We start from the raw sequence: 26,165 nt of genomic DNA, 5'->3' as shown, positions 1-26,165 counted from the left end.
CTTGCCCTTGGCGAGGGCGCTCGTGGCCGTCTTCTTTCACCCTGCTGAGACATTGCCAGGCCAGGGTGCGCGATGCCCCCGGGCCAGGGTAGACACAGGGCATGTCCGCCCCGCTCGACAGCGGCGTGCGCCAGGGCGCCGAGGTGCGCTGCCCCGGCTGCATCCGCTTCATCCCTGCTGACGCCGCGTGCCCGCATTGCCTCTGTGGTGCCATCCCTCCGGAGCGCTATGGCGCCGCGCGGGCGTTGCTGAAGTCGGGCGTGGACCGCTTCGCCCTGGCGGCCCGCACCGCCGCGCTGGAGGCTTCGCAGGTGGACGTGCTGGAGGCGCGCTACGCACGGCAGTGGGGCGCGGTGCTGTACCTGGCCCAGGACGCCCGGCGCATCGAGTCCCACCTCGTGCAGCGCGGCTTCGCGCGGGAGCTGGAGGACGCGTGGGCGCTGATATTGCCCATTGAGGAGTCGGCCCTGGAGGAGCTGCTCGCGCCCTTCAGCCCCATGCCGGACTCGCTGGAGTGGCTGGCGGACAAGGCCCCGGATCCGACCCTGCGCCTGCTGGCCGCGCTCGCCTGCGTGCACCAGGGCAATGGGTCGCGGGAGGCCCGCTACTCGGTGAGCCACCAGCTGCTGCACGGCGAGGGACGCATGGCGGTGGAGGCCATGCTCGCGATGACGCGCTGGCGCAACGGCCTTCCCCCGCGGCTGAGCCCCGAGGAGCGCGAGCGGATCCGCGTCCTCGCCCTGGGCGTGCTCGACGTGCCGGAGCTGTCCTCGCGCGCCGCCGTCGCCTGGTCGCGGGTGTCCCGGGAGGTGACGCCGGAGGGTGTCTCCGCCGCGCTCCACCGGGGTCTGTATGGCAATGACGCCGACGTCCGCTTCGAGTGCGCCCTGTGCCTTCACGACGAGATGGAGGTCTCCCAGGCGCTGGACTCCGCTGACGCCAGCACCGCCCGCTTCGCGCGGCGCATCCTGAGCCAGTGGGGCTCACGCCGGCTGCTCGCGCGGCTGCGGCAGGACGGCGACGCGGCCTTCGCGAAGGAGGTCCTTCGCGAGCTCCCCTCGCCCCCACCCGAGGGCGCCCTGGACGCACTGCTCACCGTGTCCCTGCGCACGGTGGGCTCGCTCGCGGGCGAGCTGTTGTCCTTCGCGAAGCGGCACCCCTTCCGTGCGTGGGGCCTGGAGGGTCAACAGCAATGGGCCCGCTGGGCGCGCTCGGTGCTGCGAGACCTGCCCGCGGAGACCGCGCTGGACTTCTTCGAGTGGGCCGCCACGCCTCCCCGCGACGACCCCGAGGCCCCGGAGGAGGAGGAGTCCGAGGCGATGTGGGCCTTCCTGGAGGAGACCGTGCACGCCATCGACCGGGGCGCGGCGAAGGACCGCACCGCGTGCTTCGGTGACTCCGCGTTCGCGCGCTTCCTCCACCACTCGGGCGTGGACGAACAGCGGCGGCTGAACGACTGGGCCCGCGACACGCACAGCGGCGAGGCCCTGCTGGAAGCGTTGATCATGTTCCCCTCGCGGGCGCGGAACCTGGGCCTGGTGCCTGACAGCTGGCACGAGGAGAAGCACCCCGACCCGGGGCACGCGGGCCGGCTGTTGATGGCCGTCTGGGAAGGACCGGGCCAGCACCTGCTGGTGGCTCCGCTGTCGCGCGTGGTGCGCTCCTGGAGCTCCCTGTCCGGCCGTGAGGTGCTCGTCGAAGCCGTCTGGCGGCGCTTCCAATCCCATCCCGCGGAGCGAGGCGCCCTGCTCGCCGCCTTCGCCGGCTGGCGCGACCGCCTCTGGGAGAACCAGTGCGAGGTGGAGCCGGACGTCCTCGCGCGCTTCCAGTCCTGGTGGCGCGTGGATCCGGAGGGGCTCTATGAACAGACACGGCGGTTGCTGGACGACGCGCCGGTGGACGCGCTGCCTCGGCGGCTGCGCGCGCTCTGGGACGCGGCGGAGGAGCGGGTGGGCACGCGCCCGCGCACCGCGTCCCTCTCCGTGTCGAAGGGCGCCATGTCGCTGCGCAACGGGCTGGAGTCCCGCGACGAGGCCGTCCTCCCGGCGCTGGACGCGGAGCTGGACCACTTCGAGGCGTGGCTGCCCGCCTTCGAGCGGCGCGTGCTCGCCACGCCGTCCCCGCCGGAGGAGTCGAACATCCACCGCGACTTCCTGGACGACACGCACGGCGCGCTGCGGATGATGCGGGAGCGCCGCGAGCGCAGGCGCGAGAACGCGGACCGCGAGCGCCAGCGTGAAATCGACCGTCAGGTGGCCGAGTCCCGCCGCCGGGACCAGGAGCGCCGCGCCGAGGCCGCCCGCCGCGACGCCGAAGCGCGCGAGGCCCAGCAGGCCGTGGAGCGCGAGCAGCAGGAGCTGAAGTCCCGGGTGCAGGCCCAGTTGCTGCTGTCCACGCTCCAGCCCCGCGTGCCGCTCAAGCCCGTGGACCGCGAGGTGGTCTTCCCGGAGTCCGCCTTCCCCACGCTCGTGGACTACGCGCGGATGATCATCGCGATGCAGCGGGGCGGAGACGTGATGAAGCTCTTCGACACGCTGGGGCTCACGCCCGCAACCTGGGCCGCGCAGGCCAACGCCTGGGGACAGGCGATGGTGGGCCGCATGGAGCTGGGGATGCGCTTCGGGGAGCTGCTGACGGCGCCCTGGGAGTGAGGCCCCCGGGCGCCGCCGTGAGGGCGCTACTGCGCGGTGGCGCCGCCGTCGAGGACCATCTCCGCGCCGGTCATCAGCTTGGACTCGTCCGACGCCAGGTACACCACGGCGTTGGCCACGTCGTCCGGCTCGCCGAAGCGGCCCGCGGGGATGCCCTTGAGCATGCGCGCGCGCGTCTTGTCCGCCTGACCGCCGGCCTGCGCCAGCGCCTCCACCATGGCCGTCTCCACGTAGCCCGGGTGGATGGAGTTGCAGCGGATGCCGTAGCCCTTGTACGCGCAGTGCAGCGCCACGGACTTGGACAGCATGCGCACGCCGGCCTTGCTGGAGCAGTACGCGGGGAACTGCGGCACGCCCACGAGCCCCGCGATGGAGGAGATGTTGATGATGGAGCCCTGGGACCTGGACTCCCGCATCACGCGGATGCCGTGCTTGCAGCCCAGGAAGACGCCGTCCAGGTTGACCGAGTGCACGAGCTTCCACTCGTCCAGGGACATCTCCTCGATGTCCTTCACGATGCCCATGCCCGCGTTGTTCACGAGCACGTCCAGCCGCCCGAACTTCTCCACCGTGCGCGCCAGCGCGCTCACCCACTGGTCCTCGCGGGTGACGTCCAGCGGGACGAACAGCCCGGCGTCGCCCAGCTCCTCCGCCACCGCGCGGGCTTCGGCCTCACGCCGGTCGGTGACCACCACCTTCGCGCCCTCGCGCGCGAGCATCCTCGCGGACGCGGCGCCCAGGCCCCCCGCGCCGCCGGTCACCAGGGCCACCTTGCCTTCGACTCGCTTCATGGTCGTCGTTCCTTCATGTGCGCGGCGGGTGCTTCACGCCGCGGGGTTGGGGGTGAGCAAAATCTTCCCGTTGCGGCCCGGCTCCAGCGCGCGCTTCACCGCGTCCTGGATGCGCTCCAGCGGATAGGTGCCGTCCACGGGCGCCTGCAGCGTGCCCACCGCCATCAGCTCCGCCAGCCGCGCGAGCGTGGCGTTCTGCTCCTCGCGAGGGCGTCGCGCAGCCAGCGCGTCAGCCAGAAGCCGCGCAGGGTGACGTCCTTGAAGATGCTGGCCGCCGCGGACAGCATGGGGCCCTTGCCGCTCATGGCGCCGTAGTTCACCAGCACGCCGCCCGTCGTCAGACAGTCGCCCACCCTGCGGGCGGAGTCGCCGCCCACCGCGTCGATGCCCAGCCGCACCTTCGCGCCGCCCGTGGCCGCGCGCACCTGCTGGGGCAGCTCATCCGTGTCCAGCAGCACCGCGTCCGCGCCCTGGGCCTTGAGCTCGTCGGCCAGCGCCTGGCGGCGCACGACGTTGACGGTCTTCAGGCCCATCACCTGCGCCAGCGTGATGAGGTAGCGGCCCACCGCGGAGTTGGCTGCGTTCTGCACCACCCACTCGCCGGGCTGGAGCGTCACGAACTGGCGCAGCATCAGGTAGGCGGTGGGCGGGTTGATGAGCAGCATGCTCGCCTGGAGCAGGTCCAGGCCCGGCGGCACGGGCAAGAGCTGCGCGGCGGGCGCGGTGAGGTGGGTGCGCCAGGTGCCCGAGCCCAGGGGCAGGAACACGAGGTCGCCCACGGCCACGGCGTCGGAGCCGGCCACCTCCACCACGCGGCCCACGCCCTCGTTGCCGGGCGTGGCGGGCAGCTTGGGCAGCACGCCGTACTCGCCGGAGAGGGTGAGCAGGTCGGAGGGGTTGATGGGCGTGGCGAGCACGGCGAGCCGTGCCTCGCCGGGCTTCAATGGCACAGGCGACTCCTCCACCACCTGGGCGACGTCGGGGGGCGGCCCGAAGGCCGAGAAGCGCACTGCTTTCATGGCATTGCTCCCGCGCTGTGAAGGCGGCGTCACCCTAACCGCCTTCCGTCCTGCTGCCGAGCGTGCGTTGCCGCCCACGCGCGGCGTGCATCCGCGAGTGGATGGATCCACCCGGCCTGCATTCGTCGCCCCTGGGGCATGGCGCTCTGTCCACCCGCGGACGCGAGAGGAAGGAGGCTGACGACCGTCGACGATCGGGCCTCGCCATGACGGTGAGGGCTGCACAGGTTCTGAAATGGGCCCCTCGGTGGGGTGGGTGAGGACGGGCGAGGAGGGCGAGTGTGAGCAACGTGCACCACGAAGGGGCCCTGGCCGGGCCGGGGGCCGCCGTCGGGGAGGGGCTTTCCGCCGCACCGTGCGTCTGGAGACGCCGGCTGCTGACGGTGCTCAAACCGGTGTTCGCGATGGCGGGCCTGGGCATGCTGGCCACCCTGGTGCACAAGGCGGGCGCCGGTGAGCTGAAGACCACGCTCGTGGATGCGCTGCCGCTGCTCCCCTGGGTGGTGTTCCTCGAAATGGGGCGGCAGGCTTGCGACGCCACGGCGACGCGCCTGGCCTACGGCGCCCGCTCCGGGCAGGTGCCCCTGTCGGTGCTGGTTCGCGCGCAGTTGATTGGCACCGCGGTGTCGAGCATGGCGCCCGCGGGCCGGACGGCGGCGGAGGCGACGAAGGCGACGATGCTGACGCCCTACACCGGAGGCGCGGCGGCGGCGGCGGCGGCGGCCACGTCGCAGTCGGCGTCGCTGGGCGCCGGAGGGCTCATCTCCTTCCCGTGCGCGCTGGCGGCCTACGTGATGACGGGCTGGAGCGCGTTCACGGTGGCGATGCTGGTGCACGGCTTCGTGCTGCTGCTCGCGTCGCTGGGCGTGCGCGCGGCGCTCCGGGCGAAGCGGCTGGGCGCGTGGATGCGCGGGCGGTGCGGCAAGTGGGGCACGCACGCGGAGGCGTTCCAGGCGTCGGTGTGCGCCGGAGGGCTGTGTCCGTGGCGGCCGATGATGGCGTTCCTGGGCAGCCGGGTGTTGCAGGTGATGCAGTACGCGGTGCTGGCGCACGCGGTGGGCATCGACGCAACGGTGGTGCAGGCGCTCTTCACGCAGGGGCTCTACCTGGTGGCGCTGGCCATGGGCTCGCTGGTGCCCGGACAGGTGGGCGTGACGGACGGGATGTTCTCGCTGGCGGCGGGAGTGATGGGGACCACGGCCGCGAAGGCCATGTCCATCGCGCTGCTCGCGCACACGGTGCAGGCGGTGTTCGTGCTGGTGGGGGCCCTCACGCCGCTGGTGTGGCGCGCCAAGGCGAAGGTGACGGCCGCCGCGCCGGTGGCGCCGCCCGTGCTGCCCGCGCCGGTGTACCGCTGAGACGGGCTCAGGCCGGTCGCACCTGGACCGGCGTCCCGCTGAAGGCCGCGTTGCCGCTGACGGCGTCCAGCGCTTGATCATCCGTCAGGTCGTTGATGCTGGCGCCCGCGTGCGCGCCGGCCACCTGGAGGCGGATGCCTGGACGCTGGTGGCCGTAGCCATGCGGCAGGCTGACGACGCCGGGCATCACGTCGGGGGTGACGGCGACGGGCACCGTGACTTCGCCCACGCGTGAGCGGACGGTGGCGCTGGCGCCCTCGGCGAGGCCCAGGCGGGCGGCGTCGTCCGGGTGGATCATCAGCGTGCAGCGGGGGCGGCCCTTCACCAGCCCCGGCACGTTGTGCATCCAGGAGTTGTTGTCGCGCAGGTGCCGCCGGCCGATGAGCAGCAGCTCGCCCTCGCGGGGCGCGGCGTCATCCGGGAACGCGGCGCGGAGCCGGGCCACGTCCGCGACGAGCAGCTCCGGCGCCAGCCGGATGCGCTTGGCGCGATTGCGGAGCCGGCCGGGCAGGCTGGGCTTCAACGGGCCCAGGTCGATGCCATGCGGCGCGGCGCGCAGCTTCGCGAGCGACAGGCCGTGCTGCTTGAGCGGATGGAAGCGTGTGCCATAGGGCCCCATGCGAAGGCCCAGGTCGAGGATGCGCTCCGGCCCCAGCCGCTTGAGGGCCTGGTGCTGGAGCAGCGCGCGGACGCTCCGCCCCTTGCGCAGGGTCTCCAGCCGGTGCTGGAGCTCCAGGAGGATCTCCCAGTCCTGCCGTGAGTCAGGCCCGGCGGGGAACACCGGCGGCGAGTACTTCGCCGTGTTGCGCACCGCGAGCGCGTGGAAGACCAGGTCGTAGTGCCCGCGCTCCAGCAGGGACGCGGGCGGCAGGAGGTAGTGCGCGTGGCGGGTGGTCTCGTTGAGGTACGGATCCACGCTCACCATGAAGTCCAGCTGTCCCAGCGCGGTGTCCAGCTGTATGCCATTGGGCGTGGACAGCACGGGGTTGCCGGCCACGGTGATGAGCGCGCGGATGCGGCCCTCGCCCGGGGTGAGGATCTCCTCCGCGAGCGCCGCGACGGGCAGCTCTCCGGAGAACTCCGGAAGACCGCGGACGCGGCTCTTGAAACGGCCATGGCTGCCCGGGCTGACGCCGAACGCGCGAGGCCCGCCGATGAGGTCGAAGGCGGGCAGGGTGAAGAGGGCGCCGCCCTCCCGGTCCAGGTTCCCGGTGACGATGTTGAGGACGTTGATGAGCCATTGGCAGAGCGAGCCGAACGGCTGCGTGGACACCCCGACGCGCCCGTAGCAGACGGCCCCGTCCGCGGCGAGGAAGTCCCGCGCGATGCCGCGGAGCACGTCCGGCGCGATGCCTGTGTGCGGGGCCGTGCGCTCCGGAGGGAAGTCCCGGACGAGCGGCACCACGGTGTCCAGCCCGTCAACGAACGCCGCCAGCCGGCCCATGCGGTGCGCGTCCCCGTCCAGGACGACGTGCAGCAGGGAGAAGAGGGCGAGCGCGTCGGTGCCGGGCCGGATGAAGACATGCTGGTCGGCAATGGCAGCCGTCTCCGTGCGGCGCGGGTCGATGACCACGACCTTGCCGCCGCGCTCCTGGATGGCGCGCAGCCGGGCGCGCACGTCCGGCGTCGTCATCAGGCTGCCATTGGACGCGAGCGGGTTCGCGCCCAGCACGAGCATGTACCGCGTGCGGTCGATGTCCGGGATGGGCACCAGCAGCTGGTGGCCGAACATGAGGTGGGCCGCGAGCTGGTGGGGGAGCTGATCAACAGACGTCGCGGAGAACCGGTTCCGGGAGCGCAGCGCGCGGAGCAGCATGGGCCCGAACATCATCGCGCCCAGGTTGTGCACGTTGGGGTTGCCCAGGTACGCGCCCACGGCGTTCGGCCCGTGCTCCTTCTGGAGGTCATGGAGCCGCTGGCTGATGTCGCGGAGCGCGTCCTCCCAGGACACGCGCTCCCAGCCGGAGGCGGTGCGCTTCAGGGGGTGGCGCAGCCGGTCCGGGTCCTCGTGCAGGTCGCGCAGCGCCACGGCCTTGGGACAGATGTGGCCCCGGCTGAAGGGGTCCTCCGCGTCCCCCTTGATGGACGTGATGCGCCCGTCCGCCACTTCGATGCGCACGCCGCACATGGCTTCACACAGATTGCAGGTGCGGAGGTGGACCTGGGGCGGGGCGGAAGCGCTCATGGGCGGGGAGACTACGCCGGCTTCCCTGCGTGGGGGACCGTCAGGTGACGGACGGTCCAACCGCCCGGGAATCCGTCGTTCGCCTTGATGGCTCGTACCGGGGTACTTATCTCCTGACGATGGCGCCGCTCCCCGGGAAGCTCGAATGGCTTGCAGGCGGGGGCGAGATGGCCGCCCTCATCGCCTCACTCGATTGGTCGAAGTCTCCCCTGGGGCCCATCGAGTCCTGGCCGCAGAGCCTGCGCACGACGGTGAGCCTGTGCCTCGCGTCGAACTTCCCCATCAACATCATCTGGGGCGAGGGTCACAACCAGATCTACAACGCGGGCTACCGCGTGGCGTGCGGCGCGGCGCACCCGCGCGCGATGGGGGAGAGCTACCGGGTCACCTGGGCCTCCGCCTGGCCGGCGGTCGGCGAACCTTTCGAGCGGGCGCTCTCCGGGGAGACGTCGTACCTCGAGAACCAGCGGATGTTCCTCGAGCGCAACGGCTACCCGGAGGAGACGTTCTTCACCTTCTCGCTGAGCCCCATCCGCGACGAGTCCGGCAAGGTGGTGGGCCTCTTCCACCCGGTGACGGAGACGACGGCCACGATGCTCGCCGAGCGGCGGACGCGGGCCCTGCGGGACATCGCCGACAGCGCGGGGCAGGCGCTGGTGTTCGACGAGGCGTGCAGCCTGCTCCTCGCGACGCTGGGCGAGTACGCCTTCGACCTGCCCCTCGCGCTGCTCTACGTGACCTCGCCCGACGGCACCAAGGCCCGGCTCCAGGGCCAATGCGGGGCGCCCGCGGGTGCGCCGTTCGCGCCGGACGTCATCCGCCTCACGGACACCCCGGACGACGGCACGTGGCCGCTGGCGCGCGCGTCGGAGAGCGGCCGGGTGGAGCAGGTCGCGGACCTGGAGGCCCGGTTCGGACCGGTCGTCGCGGGGCCGTACCCGGAGCCCCTGAAGTCGTCGTTCGTGCTGCCGGTGCGCGTGGCGGGCGTGGACGCGCCGCTCGGGTACCTGGTCATCGGGGTGAGCCAGCGGCTTCCGCTCGACGGTTCCTACCGCGCCTTCGTGGAGATGCTGAGCGGCGCGGTGTGCGCGGCGCTCGGGAACGCGCGGGCCTACGAGGCGGAGCGGCGCCGGGCGGAGGCGCTGTCGGAGATTGACCAGGCGAAGACGGCCTTCTTCAGCAACGTGAGCCACGAGTTCCGCACGCCGCTCACGCTGATGCTGGGGCCGCTGGAGGACCTGCTGGCGGGCCTGCGGGGCGCGCTGCCGGAGTCCGCGCACGGCGAACTGAAGGTCGTGCACCGCAATGCCTTGCGGCTGCTCAAGCTGGTGAACGCGCTGCTCGACTTCTCCCGCATCGAGGCGAGCCGCGCCCAGGCCCACGTCGAGCCCACGGACCTGTCCGCCCTCACCCGCGACGTGGCGAGCGCGTTCCGCTCCGCCATCGAGCGCGCGGACATGCGGCTGGTGGTGGACGCGGAGCCGCTGGACGCGCCGGTCTTCGTGGACCGGGAGATGTGGGAGAAGATCGTCCTCAACCTGGTGTCGAACGCGTTCAAGTTCACGCACGCGGGGGAGATCCGCGTCGAGCTGAAGCGGGAGGGAGGCTTCGCGCGGCTGACGGTGCGGGACACGGGCATCGGCATCCCGGAGGCGGAGCTGGGCAAGGTGTTCCAGCGCTTCCACCGGGTGCAGGAGGCCCGGGGGCGCACGCACGAGGGCAGCGGCATCGGGCTCGCGCTCGTGCACGACCTGGCGAAGCTCCACGGCGGTTCGGTGGAGGTGGAGAGCGTGGAGGGGCAGGGGGCCACCTTCTGTGTCCGGGTTCCGTTCGGCAACGCGCACCGGGCGGGGGTGGCCGCGTCGAAGGAAGCGGAGCGACCCCCGGCCAACCCCGTGCGCGTCGAGGCGTTCGTGGAGGAGGCGTTGCGCTGGTCGGTGGACCGCGTGGAGGAGCCGTTGCCCGGGGCTGCCGCGCTGTCCGCCACACCGGCTTCGAAGGTGGAGCCCGGACCTCGGCCGCGTGTCCTGCTCGCGGACGACAACGCGGACATGCGCGACTACGTGCGCCGCCTCCTGTCGCAACGCTACGACGTGACGGTGGTGGCGAATGGGGCGGAGGCGCTCCGCTCGGCGCGCGAGTCGCGGCCGGACCTGGTGCTGTCGGACGTGATGATGCCGGTGCTGGACGGCATCCAGTTGGTGAAGCAGCTGCGCGCGGACGAAGCGCTGCGCACGCTGCCGGTCATCCTGCTGTCCGCGCGCGCGGGGGAAGAGGCCACGGCGAGCGGGCTGGAGCTGGGCGCGGACGACTACCTGACGAAGCCGTTCGCGGCGAGGGAGCTGCTGGCCCGCGTGCGGACGCAGCTCACCATGGCGGCCATGCGGCTGCGGGCGGCGGAGCAGGACGCGCACGCGGAGCAGCAGGCGCGGCACCAACGGGGGTTGGAGGCGCTGCTCGGCGCGCGCGACGAGTTCCTCTCCATTGCCTCGCATGAGCTGAAGACGCCCATCACGTCGCTGCTGCTGCAATTGCAGATGGCGGAGCGGCACGTGAAGCCCGTGGTGGAGGGGCGCGCTCCGAACCCGGAGCGGCTGGCGCGGGCGCTGAAGGTGTCCCTGGTGCAGGTGGACCGGCTGACGCGCCTGGTGGAGGACCTGCTGGACGTGGCCCGCATCCGGACGGGCACGTTCGAGCTCGCCGTGCAGGAGGTGGACCTGACGCAGCTCGCGTCGGACGTGTTGGAGCGGCTGTCCGGGCAGCTTGTCCAGACGGGGTGTCTGGCGACGCTGGAGGCCCCGCCAAAGCTGGTGTGGGCGGCGGACCTGCGACGGCTGGAGCAGGTGTTGACGAACCTCATCACCAACGCCATGCGGTACGCGCCGGGAGGGCCGCTGGCGGTGCGATTGGATGCGCGGAACGACCTGGTGCGCCTGGAGGTGCGGGACCACGGCCCCGGGGTTCCGGAGTCACAGCGGGACAGCATCTTCGACCGGTTCGAGCGGGGCATCGCTTCGCGCCACGCGGGAGGGCTGGGCCTGGGCCTCTTCATCTCCAAGCAGATCATCGCGGCGCACGGCGGCAGGATCTCCGTGGAGGGGCCGCCAGACGGAGGCGCGTGCTTCGTGGTGGTGCTGCCCCGGAGCGCCGCGCACACGCAGGCTCCCGGCGTCCTGACGCTCCCGGGAGTCCTGGGATGAGCCGAAGCATCCTGGGGGGATGAGCGCGGCTCCGCGGCCAACCTCTCCGGAGTAGGCCCACCTCCCGGGCCCGGCGACGCCCCGCGCCATGCGTCCCGTCCACCCGCCAACCGGGGAGTCGTTTGCGCCCCCAACAGCCTTGCCTTGGGGCGTTCGTTGCCGTCCAATGGTGCACAAACCAATGATCGCGGCCGGTGGCGGTTTTCTAGAGCATGCGCACCGTTGCGATCACCGACTCAGGGGTGAAGGGGAAGGCGATGACGGGGACGGCGTGGAAGACGGGGGCGCGAGGGTTCGCGCTGGGGATGCTCCTGCTCGTGGGCGCTGCCGCCCATGCGGGACAGGCGGGCGGGGTCAACATGCCGGACTCCCTCCAGGTGGAGGGGCGCACGCTGGCGCTCACCCACATGGAGCTGAAGAAGAAGCTCTTCTTCAGCATCTACGTCTGGAGCCTCTACATGGAGGAGGAGCCCTCCTGCTTCAAGGAGGCCGTGGCGTCCAACAGCCTGAAACGCCTGCACTTCCGCTTCCTGCGCACCATCACCAAGGACCAGCTCGTGGGCAGCTTCCGAGAAGGCCTGCGCCAGAACCCGGCCATGCGCGAGGACGCCCTCAGCCAGTCCCTGGAGAAGCTCCTGTCCTCCCTCCATGACGTGCGCAAGGGCGACGACCTGGTCCTCACCTACCTGCCCGGCTCCGGCCTCCACGTCTCCGGCGGCGCGTCCGGCGGCGTCCACATCCCGGGCAAGCCCTTCGCGGACGCCCTCTTCAGCTCCTGGCTGGACACCCACCCCATCTTCCCCAAGTAGGCCGCTCGTCCGGCGGGGAAGTTTGGCCTCAAATTGGATGCGCGTTTCTCCTAGGCGGCGGGTCTGAGCGCGGTACTCTCAGACCCACCAACATGCTTGTCAGGAGGAATCGCACCTATGCGGACACGTCTGGTTCTGGCTGCCCTCGTCGCCCTCTCCACGGGCTGCGTCTCGCAGGGGAAGTTCAACGAGAAGGCCCTGGAGGCCGAGGGGCTGACGAAGAACCTCACGGATGAGAAGGCGGCCCGCGCGGCGGCCGAGGCGAAGATCAAGGAGCTGGAGGAGAAGCAGGCCGCGCTGGAGCAGGAGAAGACCGCCCTGCAGACGCGCCTGGACGCCTCCGAGAACCGCCTCACCGGCGCCGCGGCCGAGCGCCGCGCCCTGGAGGAGAAGAACGCGCAGCTGGCCGCGCTCAACGAGGAGCTGGGGCGCAACGCCAAGAAGCTCGCGCAGGCGAAGGAGGAGCTGGAGAAGAAGAGCTCCGAGTACGAGAACCTGGCCCAGTCGCTCAAGCAGGAGATCTCCGACGGCAAGATTGAGCTGTCGGAGCTGAAGGGCCGGATGACCGTGCAGCTCAAGGACAAGATCCTCTTCGCGTCCGGCTCCGCGCGCGTGGGCAAGGAAGGCCAGGAGGCGCTCGTGAAGATCGCCGACGCGCTCAAGACGGTGAAGGGCCGCATCGTGCGCGTGGAGGGCCACACGGACGACGTGCCCACCGGCGGTGGACAGTTCCCCACCAACTGGGAGCTGAGCCTGGCGCGCGCGATGGCGGTGGTGCGGTCGCTCCAGGACTCGGGCGTGGACCCGACGATGCTGTCCGCGGCGGGCTACGGGCAGTACCAGCCGCTCGTGCCCAACGACTCGCCGGAGCACAAGAGCCAGAACCGGCGCATCGAAATCGTGCTCGCCCCGAGCCTCGGGGGACGTTAGGAGGGGGCGCGGGAGACCCGCGCACCCTTCATGAGAACGCTCCTCTGCGTCATCTGTGTATTGCTTGCGACCGGGGCCGTGGCACAGGCTCCGGACGCAGGAACCCTCGCCGGCGATGCCGGCGCTCCCACCGGCGTGCTGACGAAGCCGCCCGCCCTCCTGCGCCAGGTGGAAGCCACCTACCCGCCGGACGCCGCCGCCCAGCAGCTCGAGGGCACGGTGGTGATGTTCATCGACATCTCGGAGACGGGCGCCGTCACGAACGTCGAAATCACCCAGCCCGCGGGCCACGGCTTCGACGAGGCCGCGGTGGAGGCGGTGAAGCAGTTCCAGTTCGAGCCCGCGGAGGTGGACAACGTCCCCGCGCCGGTGCGCATCCAGTACGCCTACCAGTTCGTCTTCCGCGCGCCGGAGCCGCCCCCGGAGGCCCCGTCCGCGGACGGCGGCGTCCAGGAGCCGCAGGGCCCGGTGAACTTCAGCGGCCAGGCGCTGGAGCGCGGCACGCGCAAGCCGCTGGTGGGCGCGGAGGTGGTGCTCACGGAGCTGGACCGCTCCGCCGTCACGGACAGCGAGGGGCGCTTCTCCTTCCGGGGCGTCCCCGCAGGCACGCACCCGGTCGTCGTGGTGCTGGGCAACTACGACCGCTTCAGGACGCAGGAGACCATCGAAGAGGGCAAGCTCACGCAGGCCACGTACTACGTGCAGCGGCGCGTCTTCAGCCAGTACGAGACGGTGGTGAGGAGCGACCGCGAGCGCAAGGAGGTGACGCGCACCACCATCACGGTGGCGGAGGTGCAGCGCATCCCGGGCACGCAGGGTGACACGCTCAAGGTGGTGCAGAACCTGCCGGGCGTGGCGCGGCCCGCGTTCAACGGCGGCGCGCTGGTCATCCGAGGCACCAGCCCCCAGGAGTCCGGCGTCTTCCTGGACGGCCTGCGCATCCCCATCCTGTACCACTTCGGTGGCCTCACCTCCGTGTACAACTCGGACCTGCTGGAGGCGGTGGACTACCTGCCCGGCAACTTCTCCGCGTACTACGGCGACATCACCGGCGGCGTCATCAACGTGCGCAGCCGCGAGCCCCGGACGGACCGCTACCACGCCACGGTGGGCATCAGCCTCATTGAATCCAACGCGGTGATTGAAGGCCCCATCACGGACACGCTGAGCTTCGCCATTGGCGGCCGGCGCTCGTACATCGACCTGGTGCTCAAGGCGGTGCCGTTCGACGACGACAGCCTCCAGGTGGCGCCGCGCTACTACGACGCGCAGGCGAAGCTGGTGTGGAAGCCGAACAGCCGCAACACCTTCACGCTGCAGGGCCTGACGTCGCGCGACCGGCTGGCGCTGCTGTTGGACCAGCCGGCGGATGGCGACCCGTCCGTCAACGGCAGCCTGGACGTGACGACGGGCTTCAACCAGCTGCGCCTGCGGCACCAGTTCCGCGAGGGCAAGCTGACGCTCGACACGCACGGGCTCGTTGGCAACACGATCCTGGACTTCCAGATTGGCGAGCGCGGGCTGCGCATCGCGTCCACGGACCTGTATCTGCGGCCCACGGTGGAGTACGCGTTCAACGACAGCGTGACGGTGGCGGGCGGCCTGGACGTGGTGACGAACCTGGCGAAGGTGACGGCCAGCATCCAGCAGCCGCCGCGCGAGGGCGAGCCGCCGTCGCCGCTGGTGGCGGAGGACCTCATCAACATCGACGGGAAGTTCACCCAGTACTACCCGTCCGCCTGGGCGGAGGTGCGGTGGCGGCCCATCAAGGACCTGCTGGTGGTGCCGGGCGTGCGCACGGAGAGCTACGTCTTCACGGACCAGCAGGAGGTGAAGCGCTCGGTGAACCCGCGGCTCGCGGTGCGCTATGCGCTCACGGAGACGCTGACGCTGAAGGGCGGCGCGGGCGTCTACCACAGCCCGCCGGTGCAGGATGAGCCGTCGCCGGGGTTCGGCAACCCGGACCTGGGAGCGAAGCGGTCGCTCCAGTACAGCGTGGGCGCGGAGTGGCAGGCGCGGCCGGAGTGGTTCGTGGGGACGGAGGTCTTCTACAACGACCTGGACGACCTCATCGTGCGCTCGAACGCGCGCGTCGAGCGCGACGGCGAGTCGGTGCCGGAGAACCTGAAGAACGGCGGCGTGGGGCGCATCTATGGCTTCGAGCTGCTGGTGCGCCGCGCGCTGACGGACCGGCTGTTCGGCTGGATTTCATACACGCTCAGCCGCAGCGAGCGCCGGGACGCGCCGGGGGCGCGCTGGCGCCTGTTCGACAACGACCAGACGCACGTGCTGACGGCCATCGCCAGCTACAAGCTGCCAAAGGGCTGGGAGGTGGGCGCGCGGTTCCGCTTCGCGTCCGGCAACCCGACGACGCCGGTGCAGGGCGCCAGGCGCGACGACACGACGGACGTGTTCATCCCGTACTACGGCCTGGTCAATTCGCAGCGGCTGCCGTCGTTCAACCAGCTGGACATCCGCGTGGACAAGAACATCGTCTTCGACACGTGGAACCTGGACGTCTACCTGGACCTGACGAACGCCTACAACAACCAGTCGGTTGAAGGCGTGGCCTACAACTACAACTATTCAGAGCGCGAGTTCTTCAAGGGCCTGCCCATCCTGCCCGTGCTCGGCCTGAAGGGAGCCTTCTGACGCCATGCGCACTCCCATCCTCCTGTGTGCCATTGCCTTGCTGGGGTTGAGCGCGTGCGGTGGCGCGGACTTCGATGCCCAGAGTGAGATTCGCAGCGTGCGGGTGCTGGCCATCAAGGCGGAGCCGCCGGAGCTGGCGTTGGACCCGAACGCCTCCACGCTGCCGCCGCCGGTGACGTTCACGGCGCTGGCGGTGACGCCGGACGCGCGGCCGGTGACGGTGACGTACGCGCTGTGCCGGGCGGACGTGAACCCCTACGGGGACACGGCGTGTCCGGGGGACAGCGGGGTGGCGCTGCCGAACGGCGTGCTGTCGTTGAGCGACCCGGCGGTGCAGGCGCTGCTCATCGAGTCGTTCCAGAAGGCCACGGGCAACACGGGTGGCGGGGACGGCGGCACGTTCGACTTCAACGACCCGGCGGTGCAGGAGGCGCTGCGGGTGGGGCTGCCGCTGTTCGTGGGCTACGAGGCGACGGACGGCAGCGGGACGCCGGAGGGCGTGGAGCGGGGTGTGCGGCGCATCACGCTGCGTTCGACGGACGCGCCCAACCAGAACCCGGTGATGCAGGACGTGCTGTGGAACGACGCGCCGCTGGTGGGGCCGCTGCCGCTGGACACGGAGGTGACGTTCACGCCGGTGCTGGGGGAGGGCAGCGAGGAGGTCTATTCCACGGAGGCCGGGACGAAGACGGAGCAGGTCTTCTACAGCTGGTTCGCGACGGGCGAGGGCGAGGTGGGCGCGTTCCGTTCGCTGGAGCCGGTGGACGGCAAGCCCGGAGACCCGACGACGACGTACACGACGGCCGCGACCCCCGAGCGAATCACCGTCTGGGTGGTGGCCCGGGACGGCCGCGGCGGCACGGACTGGACGACGCGCACGGTGGACGTGGGGCCCTGAGGGCTCGGGCCTTCATCGCAGTGCTGGGGAGCGCGTTGCTCCTCGTGGGTTGCTTGCGTAGGCAAGGCGCCCGTGGGTGCGGGAGTCCTGAAGGGGCTGACGCCTGACGGCGGAGCCCCGTAGCCGGCTTCACCCCGTCAGCCACGCGGACGCGCGGCCCAGGCCCTCCGCCACGGAGGTGAAGGCGTCCGCCGTGCGCACGCGCTCCTCTCCGAAGCGCTTCACGTACAGCTCCCGCACCGCCGGAATCTGCGACGAACCTCCCGTCAGGAAGACCGCGTCAATGTCCCTGGCCTCCGGGTACTTCGCCAACAGCCCCTCCGTGCACTGCGACAGTTCATCCAGCAACGTCCGGCTCGCCGTCTCGAACTCCCCGCGCGTCATCGGCTCGTGCAGGTGGATGCGCGCCTCGTCGAAGTCGATGGTCGCCAGCGCCTCGCTGGACAGCTTCACCTTCGCCGCTTCAATGGACCGGAACAGCCGGTAGCCCAGGTTGTCCATCACCAGGTCGTAGAGCGCTTGAATCTCCGCCGGGTGGTCGCTCGTGTCGAGCATCACCTCCAGCAGCTCCTGCGTGGACTTCTCCCGGATGAAGGACATCTCGTGCCAGTTGAGCAGCTTCGCCAGCACGTGCTGCGGAATGGGCAGACGCTTGTGGCTGAAGCCCTTCACCTTGTACGTGGACCCCGCCCCGAAGCGCGGCAACAGCTTGTGCCGCATGATCTCCGCGTCGAAGCGGTCACCGCCGATGCGCACACCCGTGGAGCCCACCACGTCCGGCCGCCGGTCCAGGTTCCCCCGCCGCGACGGGCCCAGCCGCATCAACGTCAGGTCCGTCGTGCCGGCGCCGAAGTCCGCCACCAGCACCAGCTCGTCCTTCTGGAGCCGCGCCTCGTACGCGAGCGCCGCCGCGATGGGCTCAATCAGGAACTGCACGTGCGTGAAGCCCGCCAGCTCCGCCGCCTTGCGCAGGCGCTTCTCCGCCAGCGCGTCCGCCTCCGCATCCGGCGTGAAGACCGCGGGCCGTCCCAGCACCACCGCGTCCGGCGCCTCGCCCAGGTGCGCCCCGGCCGCCTCGCGCACGCGGCGCAGGAGGATGGCCACCAGGTCCTCGATGGTGAACGTGCGCCCCTTCACCTGCGTCGCCCGGAAGGACGAGCTGTGCAGGAAGGACTTCACGGACTGGATGAACCGGCCGTTGTTGTCCTCCAGGTAGCGCTGGATGGCGTCCGCGCCCGTGAAGACCTCCCGCTCGTCCTCCGCGAAGAAGAGCACGGAGCGGAACAGCCGGGGCTCCGGGGTGTGGGGCTGCAGCGGCAACACGGTGCCGTCCGGCAGGGCCAGGGCGGTGTTGCTGGTTCCGAAGTCGAGTCCGCAGGCGCGCATGGGGGGGCGCCCCTTATCGCCATTCCTCCGGACGCGGTAGCCCCAAAGTGAGCGCCTGCCGCAAGGCGGGCGGACGGGCGGGCGCTCGCGGCGCCATGGGTTGGCGCTCCACGGGCGCTCGCCATCTTTGCCCTGTCATCCCTTTGACAGGAGAACTCCATGAAATCGCGCGCAGCATGGCTGGGTGCCGGATTCACCGCGCTGCTGGTGGGCACCACCGCCTGCCAGGACCAGGACCGCTCTCGCCAGGACACGGCGCGGAACACGCCCGAACGCAGGGTGGAGCAGGCCCAGGCCCGGTCGGAGAAGGCCTTCGACGACGCGCGCGACGCGCAGAAGGAGGCCTCCAGCGAGCAGCGCGAGGCCGCCAGCGCCCAGGAGGACGTGCGGCGCAAGCAGCAGGAGCTCCAGGAGGCCCAGGCCAAGGCCCAGAAGGAGGCCCAGGAGGCCCAGGCCAGCCAGCAGCAGGCGCAGGCGCGCACCCAGCAGGCCCAGTCCGTGGCCCAGCAGGCCCAGGCCCGCGCGCTGCAGGCCCAGCGCCAGGCGCAGCAGGACTTCGCCGCCCAGCAGCAGAAGGTCTCCCGCGACGAGCGCCGCCGCGAACCAGCGCCTCGCCCAGCAGAGCGCCCAGCAGCAGCAGGCCGCGGACCAGAACGCCGCCACGCAGCAGGCCGCCATCGCGCGGAACACCCAGGCCGCCCCCGCGCAGGACACGCAGGCCGTGCAGCAGCAGGAGCAGCAGATCTCCGGGGACGTGCTGAGCGCGAGCGACCAGGAGGTGCTGGTGAGCCAGGCCGGCGAACCCCGGCTGCGCCTGAAGGTGGGCCCCAGCACGCAGGTGCAGGTGGACGGCCGGGCCGCGAGCGCGGCGGACATCCAGGAGGGCGCGCAGGTCCAGGCCTCCTACCGCACCGACGCGAGCAGCGGCGAGCCGCAGGCCCTGCGCATCGAAGCCACGTCCCGCGCGCAGCCGGCCACGCCCGCCGCGCCGGAGAGCGGCGAGTCCTCGCCCGGCATGCCGCGGTAGAGAAAGACGCCGGACATGCCACGGCCCCGTGCCTTCGCGCTTCCCAACGCGAGGGTCCGGGGCCGTGAAGTGTCGCAGCCTTGAAGGCTTTGGCTTGCGCGTTACGCGGCCAGCTCGGCCTGGTCCAGACCGGCCTCGGCCATCAGGTTCGCCAGCTCCGCCTTCAGCTTGTCCTTGGCGCGGATCTCCAGCTGGCGGGCGCGCTCGCGGGAGAAGCCGAAGTGCTCGCCCAGCTCGCTCAGGGTCATCTCGGAGTCGCTCATCACGCGCTGCTCGATGATGAAGCGCTCGCGCGGATCCAGGCGCATCAGCGCGCGCTGCACCAGCGTGCGGGTGAGGCCCGCCTGCTGCCGGTCGGCGACCTCGTCCGCGTGGGAGGCGGCCTCCGACTCCACGAAGTCCAGGTGCGTGGCGTCGCCGTCCTCGCCCACCGGCGCGTCCAGGGACAGGTCCCGGCCGCCCATGCGCTGCTCCATCTCACGCACTTCCGTGGGCTTCACGTTCAGCTTCTTGGCGATCTCATCCGCGTTGACGATGTGGCCGCCCTCGCCGGCGCCCAGCTTCTCCAGCTCGCGGCGCGTGCGGGCCAAGCTGAAGAACAGCCGGCGCTGCGCCTGCGTCGTGCCCAGCTTCACCAGGCTCCAGTTGCGCAGCACGTAGTTCTGGATGTACGCGCGGATCCACCACACCGCGTAGGAGATGAGGCGGATGCCCTTCTCCGGGTCGAACTTCTGCACCGCCTTCATCAGACCGATGTTCGCCTCCTGGATGAGGTCGGACATCTTCAGGCCGTAGGAGCGGTACTCGTAGGCGACCTTCACCACGAAGCGCAGGTTGCTCGTCACCAGCCGGTGGCCCGCGGACAGGTCACCCGCGCGGAAGGCGCGCGACAGCGACTGCTCGTCCTGCGGGTTGAGCAGCGGGTACTGGTTGATCTCCGAGAGGTACGTGGAGAGCGAGTCAGCGGAAGAGAAGGAGTTGGAAGCCTGCATGGGGGTCTCTCTCGGGGAAGAGGGCGGGGTGTGTGACCGCCGTTTGCTGCGACGGGGAGACCTTTAGCAACGCACGGGCCAATGCCAGCCGACAGGCAACCTCAATGATTCCAGTGACTTGCGCGAAAGAGCTTCAATGCTTAGGGCGGAACCCGGCAGTTTTTACAGCGGGGGGTTTCGTCACTTCTTCCGGGTGCCCTGAAGGGAGGGTTGCCTGGCCTCCGACCCGGGCACAGGGCGGATCACATCCAGCAGGGATGTAGGCACGCCCCGGCCCCCACACCAGGGGAGCGGGGCGGCGGGTGTGCGGAAACGAGCGGTCGCGTCAGGTCAGCGCCTTGCGCAGCCGCTTGGGGATGGCCTCCGCGTGCCAGCGCTGCACCTCGCGGGCGATCTGCGCGGAGCGCTCCGCGCGCTCGTCCCGGGCCTGGGGCAGCAGCTTGCGCGCGGCCTTGCGCTGGCCGGGCGGGGCCTCCGCGGCGGCGCGCTCGAAGAGCTCCAGGCGCACGTCCGCGTCGTGCAGCTCTCCCAGGCCGTCTTGCAGGGGCACCAGGACCTCCAGCAGCGCGCCCACGGTGCGGCGGAAGGCGGGCTGGAAGATCTCCAATTCGTAGCGCAGCTTCTTCAGGTCCTTGCGCAGGGCGTGCGCGGACGCGGCGTCGGGCGCGTCCGCGTAGCGCTCCAGGCGCTTCTCCACGCGGCGCAGGCGCTGGCGCAGGTGGCTTCGCACGCGCTTGCCGGCGAAGCGGTGGGGGTCCTCCAGCGAGTCCAGCTTCTTCAGCAGGCGCGGCACGGTGCGCTCCGTCCAGCGCTCCAGCTCCGCGCGCAGCGCCTTCTCCTTGGCCTTCAGGCCGGACAGGTGGGACTGGCGCAGGCCGGCCAGCGCCTTGCCCGCGTCCTTCTTCCCCTTCGCGGCGGTGTCCAGCCACTGGTCCTGGACGTGCAGGTCGCGCACGCCGCCCAGCGCGTCCTGGAGGCGCTTCACGTCCGCCTCCAGCCGGGTGAGCTTGCCGGTGGCCTGGAACACCTGGAGCGCGGCGCGCAGGCGGCGGGTGGCCACGCGCATGTCGTGCACGCCGTCCTCGTCCAGCTCTGCGTCCAGCTGGCTCTCCGGGTGGCGCACGTCGCGAGCCGGCCGGCGAGGATGCGGCGGGCGGCGTCGCCCAGCGCGGTGTCGGGGCCCAGGCCCCGGATGGGAGTGGGAGGGGGCATGGCGCGTCAGTCCTCCTTCAGGGCGTACTGCTGGACCATGCGCTCGGCGGCGTCCGGGCCGTCCCAGCCGAGGACGCGCGCGTCCTTGTCCGCGAAGTGCACCACCGCGAGGAAGAAGTGCTCCAGCTCCTCGCGCTCGCGCTGGGACAGGTCCTGATAGGAATGGAGGTGGTCCGAGCGGGCGGCGTTCACCGGCACGAGCAGCACGCGGTCATTGCGCTCGCGCTCGCCGCTCTTCGCGTCCCGCTTCTTCTGGTCCACCTGGAGCACGCCCAGCGCGCGGCAGGGCAGCACCACCCCGGGCCAGGTGGGCACGTCCCAGTACACCAGCGCGTCCAGCGGATCCCCGTCCGGGCCCTTCGTGCTGGGGATGAAGCCCCAGTCGAACGGGTAGCGGAAGCCGCGGGTGAGCGGCCGGGACAGCGTGAAGGCCTGGAGCTTCGGGTCGTATTTGAGCTTCACCGTCGAACCGCGGGGCGACTCGACGACGACGTGCAACGCATCCTGTTCGCCGCGCAGCGGCAGGCGGGTGAAGTCGGTGGCCATGGACCCTCAGGCTGGGGTCGCCCTTCCTCCCGCGGCAAGTGCCACCGGGCCGGGAGTTTCACTCGCCAACCCTGGCGCGGCGTGCGTCGGTCAATGCAGGGGCCGGCCCAGGGGCAGCTCCGGCTGACGGCGCGCGACCAGCTTGCGCGTGGCGCGGGCCGCGGCCAGGCCCCCCAGCGTGTACCAGGCCACGGTGAGCAGGGACGTGGACGGACGGGCCTGGGAGGGGGCCCGGCCCAGCCCCAGCTTCGGGGGCAGCACCACCGCGCCCAGGCCCGCGAGCAGGCCCAGCGCCGCGCCGCGCAGGTAGGGACGCCTGGGACGTCCCAGCGCCACCAGCGAGAAGAAGAGGCCGTTGGACAGGAGGTCCCCCGCCAGCGTCTGGCGGTGCAGCCGGCGCCCCTTCGCGGGCTCGCCGCCGAAGAAGCGGATGCCCTTCTCCAGGGAGCGCATGCCCAGCACGTCCATGCGCGGCGGGTGCTTCAACACGCGGCGGGCGCTCTCGTGCACCAGCGTCAGCGCGGCGGCGCCGACGAGGCCGGGACCCAGGGCACGGAACACGATGCGGGGCGGAGCGAGCGGTTCGATCATGCCTTCCAAGCTAGGCACCGCGTCCCCGGGATTCCTTCCCGCGTGCGCCTGCCCGCCTGCCCGCCTGCCGGGGGCTCCGGTGTTCCCGCGCGTCAGGAGCTGCAGCTCACCACCAGGTGCCGTCCCCACGTGGGCGGAGCTTCCGCGTAGGCCTCCTGGCCGGGGTGCTCGTCGAAGGGCGCGGACACCAGCGCGAGCACGCGGTCCACCTCCGCGAAGTCCCCCTCCTGCGCGCGGGCGATGGCCTGCTGCGCCACCCAGTTGCGCAGGACGTACTTCGGGTTGACGCGGTCCAGGCGCGCGTGGCGCTCGCCGTCCACGCTCCCCTCCGACTCCAGCCGCTCGCGGTAGCGCGCGGCCCACGCGTCGAAGCCCTCCGGCGGCAGGAAGTGGTCGCGCAGGGCGTCGTTGCGCGCGCCCTCGCTGGAGTCGAACCGGTTCAGCGCGCGGAAGAAGCGCGTGTAGTCCACGTGCGAGCCGGCCATCAGCGCGAACAGGTCCTGCACCAGCTCGCGGTCCTCGTCGCGCGCTTGGGTCAGGCCCAGCTTCTCCCGCATGCGCGCGAGGAAGTGGCGGGCGAACGTGGGCTGGAAGAGGGCCAGCGTGGCGCGCGCTTCGTCCTCGGTGATGAGCGTGAGCAGCGCTTCACCCAGGCAGGCCAGGTTCCACAGCGCGACGCGCGGCTGCTGGTCGAACGCGTAGCGGCCCTGCGGGTCGGAGTGGTTGCAGATGAAGCCGGGGTCGAAGTCGTCCAGGAACCCGTAGGGCCCGTAGTCCAGCGTGAGCCCCAGGACGGACATGTTGTCGGTGTTCATCACGCCGTGCGCGAAGCCCACCGCCTGCCACCGCGCGACGAGCTGCGCGGTGCGCTCCATCACCTCCGCGAAGAAGCGCGCGTGCCTCCCCTCCTGGCCCGCGAGCTGGGGGAGGTGCCCGGCGATGACGTGGTCCGCGAGCGTGGCCACGTGGCCCGGCTGCTCGGTGTGGTGGAAGTACTCGAAGGTGCCGAAGCGCACGTGCGACGGGGCCAGGCGCACCAGCATGGCGCCGGTCTCCACGTCCTCGCGGTACACCGGCGTCTGGCTGCCCAGGATGCACAGCGCGCGGGTGGTGGGGATGCCCAGCGCGTGCAGGGCCTCGCCGGCCAGGTACTCGCGCACGGTGGAGCGCAGCACCGCGCGTCCGTCACCGCCGCGCGAGAAGGGCGTGGGCCCGCCGCCCTTCAAGTGCAGGTCCCACCTGCCGCCGTCCGGGGCGCGCACCTCGCCCAGGAGCAGCGCGCGGCCGTCCCCCAGGCGCGGCACGTACACGCCGAACTGGTGCCCCGCGTAGACCATGGCCAGCGGCTCCATGCCGGGCAGCGGCGTGGCTCCGCCGAACACGCGCGCGAACTCCGGGCGCGCGGCCTCTTCCGCGTCCAACCCCAGCAGCCGCAGCGCCGCCGGGTTCACGCTCACGGACGCGCGCGTCCGGGAAGGGCGCGGGGGCCACCCGGGCGGCGAACCCGGGGGGCAGGCGGGCGTAGGTGTTGTCGAAGACGAGCTGTTCGAGCGAGGCCATGGTCTGGAGGAACAAACGTCAGGGGATCTGCATGCCCCGCTGGACCGCGGGACGGCTGCCCACGCGGTGCAGGTACTGGGTGATGTTGTGCGTGTCGTTGAAGAGGTCCGGGAAGAAGTCCTTCGCGGTCTTCAGCCACGGGTACGTGGCGATGTCCGCGATGGAGTACGTGGTGGCCAGGTAGTCCCGCGACGCCAGCTGCCGGTCCACCACGCCCAGGAGGCGCCTGGCCTCCGTCTGGAAGCGGTCAATGGCATACGGGACCTTGGTGGAGGCGAAGTGCCCGAAGTGGTTGAGCTGGCCGAGCATGGGCCCCAGGCCGCCCATCTGGAACATCAGCCACTGCGTCACCTCCGCCTTGCCGCGCGGGTCGGTGGGCATCAGCGAGCCCGTCTTCTCCGCCAGGTACAGCAGGATGGCGCCGGACTCGAAGAGGGCCAGGGGCCGGCCTCCCGGCGCGTCGTGGTCCACGATGGCCGGAATCTTGTTGTTGGGGTTGATGGCCAGGAGCTCGGGCTTGAACTGGTCACCCTTCGTGATGTCCACCGCGTGCGTCTTGTACGGGATGCCCAGCTCCTCCAGGGCGATGGAGGCCTTGCGGCCGTTGGGGGTCTTGAACGTGTACAGGTCGATCATGCCTTCACTCCCGTGAGCTGTTCGCTCACCTGCCAGAGCCGCTCCGCGAGCGCGTCGTCCCGGGCGGCGGACGACGGCTTCGCCTTGCGGCATTTGATGAAGTACTCGCCGCTCACGCCCGCCACCTCCGGCGACGACGCCAGGTAGACCGACGTCCGCGCGCCCTTCTCCGGGGAGAGCATGAAGGGCGAGGCCAGCTTGATGAGGTGCTTGAAGAAGCCCTGGCTGTTGTGGCCGAAGCCCGTGGCCACCACGCCGGGGTGCAGCGCGTTCGCCGTCACCTGCGTGCCGGCCAGCCGCTTCGTCAGCCCGCGCGAGAAGAGGATGTTGGAGAGCTTGGCGTTGCCGTAGACGCGGATGCCCTCGTAGCGGCGCCGCTCCGTCTGCGGATCCTCCAGGAAGTCCTCGCGCGCCAGGCGGTGGCCTTCGGAGGACACGTTGATGATGCGCGCCGGTCCGCTCGCCACCAGCAGGTCGCGCAAGAGGTGCGTGAGGAGGAAGTGGGACAGGTGGTTCGTGGCGAACGTGGCCTCGTAGCCGTCCACCGTCACCTCGCGCCGGTCGATGATGAGGCCCGCGTTGTTGAGGAGCACGTCCAGCCGCGAGTGGCGGGCCTTGAACGCCCGGGCCAGGTCGCGCACGGACTGGAGGGAGGACAGGTCCGCGAGCAGCGACTCGACCTGGGCACCGGGGGCGGCCTCGCGCACCGCGGCGACCGCGGCCGCCGTGCGGGCCTCATCCCTGCCGGACAGCACCAGCGTGGCGCCGCGCCTGGCCAGCGCCTTCGCCGTCTCCTGGCCAATGCCGCCGGTGGCCCCGGTGATGAGGCACACCTTTCCGTCCAGACGGTCTTCCCGAAGCTCTGCCATGCGCCGCGTCCTCCTGGAATCCGGGGACGCGTTCTATACGCTCCACGCCTTCCCCGCGCAGGAGAACCTGCCCGGGGAGGGGGAGTTGTCCTGCATCAGGTGGTGACCTGGCTGATGTCCTCGGCGGGGCGGCCCCGGCGGTTGCCGCCCTTGGTGGGGAGGGTCATCCCCGCGCGCGCGTCGCCGTTGAGGTGGCTCTCCAGGAACCAGAGGTCCTCCTCCGTCTCCCCCAGGGTCTGGGTGAGGATGTCGGCGGTGACGGGGTCGCTCGCGTCCTCGGACTTGGTGATGCCGTCGCGGAGGCTGGCGGCGTAGCGGCCCACGCGCTCGACGAGCGCGCGGATGTGGGCCTCGCCGTCCACGGCCTGCAGGTCGTATTCGGGCAGCTGGCTGTTGTTGGTGGCCAGGCGGATGGTGCCCTGGGCGTAGCCGCCCAGCGCGCCCGCGCGCTCCGCGTAGGAGTCCGCGTGCTTGCGCGCATGCTTGGCCACTTCGTCGAAGAGCAGGTGCCGGCTGTAGAAGTGCGTGCCCCGGATGTTCCAGTGCGCCTGCTTCACCTGCCAGTGCAGGTCGATGGCGTTGGCGAGCAGCGTGTTGAGCATGTCGATGAGCTCTTCGCGCGCGTCCTGGGGAAGGTTCACGTGGCTGGTCGTGTACATGGTCCGGATCCCTCGTGGGTGGTGTGCGCGCGGCAGGCCGTCGGCATGACGTCTCGGCGCTTCCCACAGGGGTGGGATGCACGGGGCCCTTGGCCACGGCGCGGCGCGCGCCGCCTGGCCGCACGGCCGGCTCGAAGGGCAGGCGGCCGGGCTGCCCCGCGGCTCGGAGGTTCAGCCCGCGTCGGGGGCGGTCA

General features: G+C 71.3%; 21 protein-coding genes and 1 pseudogene. 8 read left to right on the top strand and 14 right to left on the bottom strand.

Annotated features, from left to right (window positions below; all coding sequences use genetic code 11):
* Positions 1 to 101 precede the first annotated feature (101 nt).
* Positions 102 to 2,651 (top strand): hypothetical protein, encoded by a 2,550-nt coding sequence (locus tag ACLEQD_RS04345; protein WP_410382015.1) that lies wholly within the window; start codon positions 102 to 104, stop codon positions 2,649 to 2,651.
* A 26-nt stretch (positions 2,652 to 2,677) separates the two neighbouring features.
* Here ACLEQD_RS04345 and ACLEQD_RS04340 read toward each other — a convergent pair whose 3' ends face one another.
* From ACLEQD_RS04340 to ACLEQD_RS04330, 3 genes are read right to left on the bottom strand one after another with little or no spacing between them, the layout of a single operon-like run.
* A complete protein-coding gene (locus ACLEQD_RS04340) occupies positions 2,678 to 3,442 on the bottom strand; it encodes a glucose 1-dehydrogenase (RefSeq protein ID WP_171415693.1) in 765 nt (254 codons plus the stop codon).
* A 33-nt stretch (positions 3,443 to 3,475) separates the two neighbouring features.
* A complete protein-coding gene (locus ACLEQD_RS04335; protein WP_410382014.1) occupies positions 3,476 to 3,607 on the bottom strand; it encodes a hypothetical protein in 132 nt (43 codons plus the stop codon).
* Complete coding sequence (locus tag ACLEQD_RS04330) at positions 3,607 to 4,461, bottom strand: zinc-dependent alcohol dehydrogenase family protein (protein WP_410382013.1); 855 nt, start codon at positions 4,459 to 4,461, stop codon at positions 3,607 to 3,609. The genes ACLEQD_RS04335 and ACLEQD_RS04330 overlap by 1 nt, the downstream gene beginning before the upstream one ends.
* 281 nt (positions 4,462 to 4,742) lie before the next feature.
* On the opposite strand from ACLEQD_RS04330, the gene ACLEQD_RS04325 reads away from it, so the two are divergent.
* The gene (locus tag ACLEQD_RS04325) at positions 4,743 to 5,819 is read left to right on the top strand and encodes a lysylphosphatidylglycerol synthase domain-containing protein (RefSeq protein ID WP_410382012.1); all 1,077 of its coding nucleotides are present in this window, start codon (positions 4,743 to 4,745) and stop codon (positions 5,817 to 5,819) included.
* A 7-nt stretch (positions 5,820 to 5,826) separates the two neighbouring features.
* On the opposite strand, the gene ACLEQD_RS04320 is transcribed toward ACLEQD_RS04325, so the two are convergent.
* Positions 5,827 to 8,004: a molybdopterin oxidoreductase family protein gene (locus tag ACLEQD_RS04320; RefSeq protein ID WP_410382011.1), complete on the bottom strand. Its 2,178-nt coding sequence runs from the start codon at positions 8,002 to 8,004 to the stop codon at positions 5,827 to 5,829.
* Positions 8,005 to 8,171: 167 nt separating this feature from the next.
* On the opposite strand from ACLEQD_RS04320, the gene ACLEQD_RS04315 reads away from it, so the two are divergent.
* The 5 genes from ACLEQD_RS04315 (at position 8,172) to ACLEQD_RS04295 (ending at position 16,493) form a co-directional block, all read left to right on the top strand.
* Positions 8,172 to 11,204: an ATP-binding protein gene (locus tag ACLEQD_RS04315; RefSeq protein WP_410382010.1), complete on the top strand. Its 3,033-nt coding sequence runs from the start codon at positions 8,172 to 8,174 to the stop codon at positions 11,202 to 11,204.
* A 212-nt stretch (positions 11,205 to 11,416) separates the two neighbouring features.
* On the top strand, positions 11,417 to 12,013 hold the full coding sequence (locus ACLEQD_RS04310; protein WP_410382009.1) for a chalcone isomerase family protein: 597 nt from the start codon (positions 11,417 to 11,419) through the stop codon (positions 12,011 to 12,013).
* Positions 12,014 to 12,130: 117 nt separating this feature from the next.
* Entirely contained in the window at positions 12,131 to 12,943 is an 813-nt protein-coding gene (locus ACLEQD_RS04305) for an OmpA family protein (RefSeq protein ID WP_410382008.1), read from the top strand.
* A 30-nt stretch (positions 12,944 to 12,973) separates the two neighbouring features.
* Positions 12,974 to 15,595 carry a TonB family protein gene (locus ACLEQD_RS04300; RefSeq protein ID WP_410382007.1) on the top strand — a complete coding sequence of 874 codons (2,622 nt, stop codon included), beginning with the start codon at positions 12,974 to 12,976 and terminating at the stop codon, positions 15,593 to 15,595.
* Between the two features lie 4 nt (positions 15,596 to 15,599).
* On the top strand, positions 15,600 to 16,493 hold the full coding sequence (locus ACLEQD_RS04295) for a hypothetical protein (RefSeq protein ID WP_410382006.1): 894 nt from the start codon (positions 15,600 to 15,602) through the stop codon (positions 16,491 to 16,493).
* Positions 16,494 to 16,622: 129 nt separating this feature from the next.
* Here the strand turns inward: ACLEQD_RS04295 and ACLEQD_RS04290 are convergent, their stop codons facing one another.
* Both ACLEQD_RS04290 and ACLEQD_RS04285 read right to left on the bottom strand, forming a co-directional pair.
* Positions 16,623 to 17,879, bottom strand: coding sequence for an Hsp70 family protein (locus ACLEQD_RS04290; protein ID WP_410382005.1), 1,257 nt, complete (start codon positions 17,877 to 17,879; stop codon positions 16,623 to 16,625).
* Between the two features lie 135 nt (positions 17,880 to 18,014).
* The gene (locus ACLEQD_RS04285; RefSeq protein WP_410382004.1) at positions 18,015 to 18,593 is read right to left on the bottom strand and encodes a hypothetical protein; all 579 of its coding nucleotides are present in this window, start codon (positions 18,591 to 18,593) and stop codon (positions 18,015 to 18,017) included.
* Between the two features lie 7 nt (positions 18,594 to 18,600).
* Between ACLEQD_RS04285 and ACLEQD_RS04280 the strand changes: the two genes are divergently transcribed.
* Positions 18,601 to 18,906 carry a hypothetical protein gene (locus tag ACLEQD_RS04280; protein WP_410382003.1) on the top strand — a complete coding sequence of 102 codons (306 nt, stop codon included), beginning with the start codon at positions 18,601 to 18,603 and terminating at the stop codon, positions 18,904 to 18,906.
* Positions 18,907 to 19,007: 101 nt separating this feature from the next.
* Here the strand turns inward: ACLEQD_RS04280 and ACLEQD_RS04275 are convergent, their stop codons facing one another.
* From ACLEQD_RS04275 to dps, 8 genes and pseudogenes are all read right to left on the bottom strand, one after another.
* Positions 19,008 to 19,898, bottom strand: coding sequence for an RNA polymerase factor sigma-32 (locus tag ACLEQD_RS04275; protein WP_410382002.1), 891 nt, complete (start codon positions 19,896 to 19,898; stop codon positions 19,008 to 19,010).
* Positions 19,899 to 20,223: 325 nt separating this feature from the next.
* Entirely contained in the window at positions 20,224 to 21,021 is a 798-nt protein-coding gene (locus ACLEQD_RS04270) for a CHAD domain-containing protein (protein WP_410382001.1), read from the bottom strand.
* A 95-nt stretch (positions 21,022 to 21,116) separates the two neighbouring features.
* Positions 21,117 to 21,656 carry an inorganic diphosphatase gene (locus ACLEQD_RS04265; protein WP_410382000.1) on the bottom strand — a complete coding sequence of 180 codons (540 nt, stop codon included), beginning with the start codon at positions 21,654 to 21,656 and terminating at the stop codon, positions 21,117 to 21,119.
* A gap of 90 nt (positions 21,657 to 21,746) precedes the next feature.
* Positions 21,747 to 22,247, bottom strand: a complete 501-nt coding sequence (locus ACLEQD_RS04260) for a hypothetical protein (protein ID WP_410381999.1) — start codon at positions 22,245 to 22,247, stop codon at positions 21,747 to 21,749.
* 92 nt (positions 22,248 to 22,339) lie between these two features.
* A pseudogene (locus ACLEQD_RS04255) lies at positions 22,340 to 23,807 on the bottom strand (protein adenylyltransferase SelO).
* 18 nt (positions 23,808 to 23,825) lie between these two features.
* Positions 23,826 to 24,443: a glutathione S-transferase family protein gene (locus ACLEQD_RS04250; RefSeq protein WP_410381998.1), complete on the bottom strand. Its 618-nt coding sequence runs from the start codon at positions 24,441 to 24,443 to the stop codon at positions 23,826 to 23,828.
* On the bottom strand, positions 24,440 to 25,312 hold the full coding sequence (locus tag ACLEQD_RS04245; RefSeq protein WP_410381997.1) for an SDR family oxidoreductase: 873 nt from the start codon (positions 25,310 to 25,312) through the stop codon (positions 24,440 to 24,442). Before ACLEQD_RS04245 ends, ACLEQD_RS04250 begins: the two co-directional genes overlap by 4 nt.
* A gap of 95 nt (positions 25,313 to 25,407) precedes the next feature.
* Positions 25,408 to 25,971: a DNA starvation/stationary phase protection protein Dps gene (dps, locus tag ACLEQD_RS04240; RefSeq protein ID WP_410381996.1), complete on the bottom strand. Its 564-nt coding sequence runs from the start codon at positions 25,969 to 25,971 to the stop codon at positions 25,408 to 25,410.
* Between the last annotated feature and the right edge of the window lie 194 nt (positions 25,972 to 26,165).

It is taken from the genome of Corallococcus sp. 4LFB (genome assembly GCF_046520365.1).
In the GTDB taxonomy this organism is placed as follows: Bacteria; Myxococcota; Myxococcia; order Myxococcales; family Myxococcaceae; genus Corallococcus; species Corallococcus caeni.
Note: the sequence above shows the minus strand (reverse complement) of the source record. Positions and strands in the feature narration are given on the sequence as shown.

Coding starts and splice junctions, on each gene's coding strand:
- ACLEQD_RS04340 (WP_171415693.1), bottom strand. CDS start 3,442: ATGAAGCGAGTCGAAGGCAAGGTGGCCCTGGTGACCGGCGGCGCGGGG.
- dps (WP_410381996.1), bottom strand. CDS start 25,971: ATGTACACGACCAGCCACGTGAACCTTCCCCAGGACGCGCGCGAAGAG.
- ACLEQD_RS04320 (WP_410382011.1), bottom strand. CDS start 8,004: ATGAGCGCTTCCGCCCCGCCCCAGGTCCACCTCCGCACCTGCAATCTG.
- ACLEQD_RS04330 (WP_410382013.1), bottom strand. CDS start 4,461: ATGAAAGCAGTGCGCTTCTCGGCCTTCGGGCCGCCCCCCGACGTCGCC.
- ACLEQD_RS04305 (WP_410382008.1), top strand. CDS start 12,131: ATGCGGACACGTCTGGTTCTGGCTGCCCTCGTCGCCCTCTCCACGGGC.
- ACLEQD_RS04295 (WP_410382006.1), top strand. CDS start 15,600: ATGCGCACTCCCATCCTCCTGTGTGCCATTGCCTTGCTGGGGTTGAGC.
- ACLEQD_RS04265 (WP_410382000.1), bottom strand. CDS start 21,656: ATGGCCACCGACTTCACCCGCCTGCCGCTGCGCGGCGAACAGGATGCG.
- ACLEQD_RS04315 (WP_410382010.1), top strand. CDS start 8,172: ATGGCCGCCCTCATCGCCTCACTCGATTGGTCGAAGTCTCCCCTGGGG.
- ACLEQD_RS04245 (WP_410381997.1), bottom strand. CDS start 25,312: ATGGCAGAGCTTCGGGAAGACCGTCTGGACGGAAAGGTGTGCCTCATC.
- ACLEQD_RS04345 (WP_410382015.1), top strand. CDS start 102: ATGTCCGCCCCGCTCGACAGCGGCGTGCGCCAGGGCGCCGAGGTGCGC.
- ACLEQD_RS04275 (WP_410382002.1), bottom strand. CDS start 19,898: ATGCAGGCTTCCAACTCCTTCTCTTCCGCTGACTCGCTCTCCACGTAC.
- ACLEQD_RS04250 (WP_410381998.1), bottom strand. CDS start 24,443: ATGATCGACCTGTACACGTTCAAGACCCCCAACGGCCGCAAGGCCTCC.
- ACLEQD_RS04335 (WP_410382014.1), bottom strand. CDS start 3,607: ATGGCGGTGGGCACGCTGCAGGCGCCCGTGGACGGCACCTATCCGCTG.
- ACLEQD_RS04290 (WP_410382005.1), bottom strand. CDS start 17,879: ATGCGCGCCTGCGGACTCGACTTCGGAACCAGCAACACCGCCCTGGCC.
- ACLEQD_RS04300 (WP_410382007.1), top strand. CDS start 12,974: ATGAGAACGCTCCTCTGCGTCATCTGTGTATTGCTTGCGACCGGGGCC.
- ACLEQD_RS04310 (WP_410382009.1), top strand. CDS start 11,417: ATGCGCACCGTTGCGATCACCGACTCAGGGGTGAAGGGGAAGGCGATG.
- ACLEQD_RS04260 (WP_410381999.1), bottom strand. CDS start 22,247: ATGATCGAACCGCTCGCTCCGCCCCGCATCGTGTTCCGTGCCCTGGGT.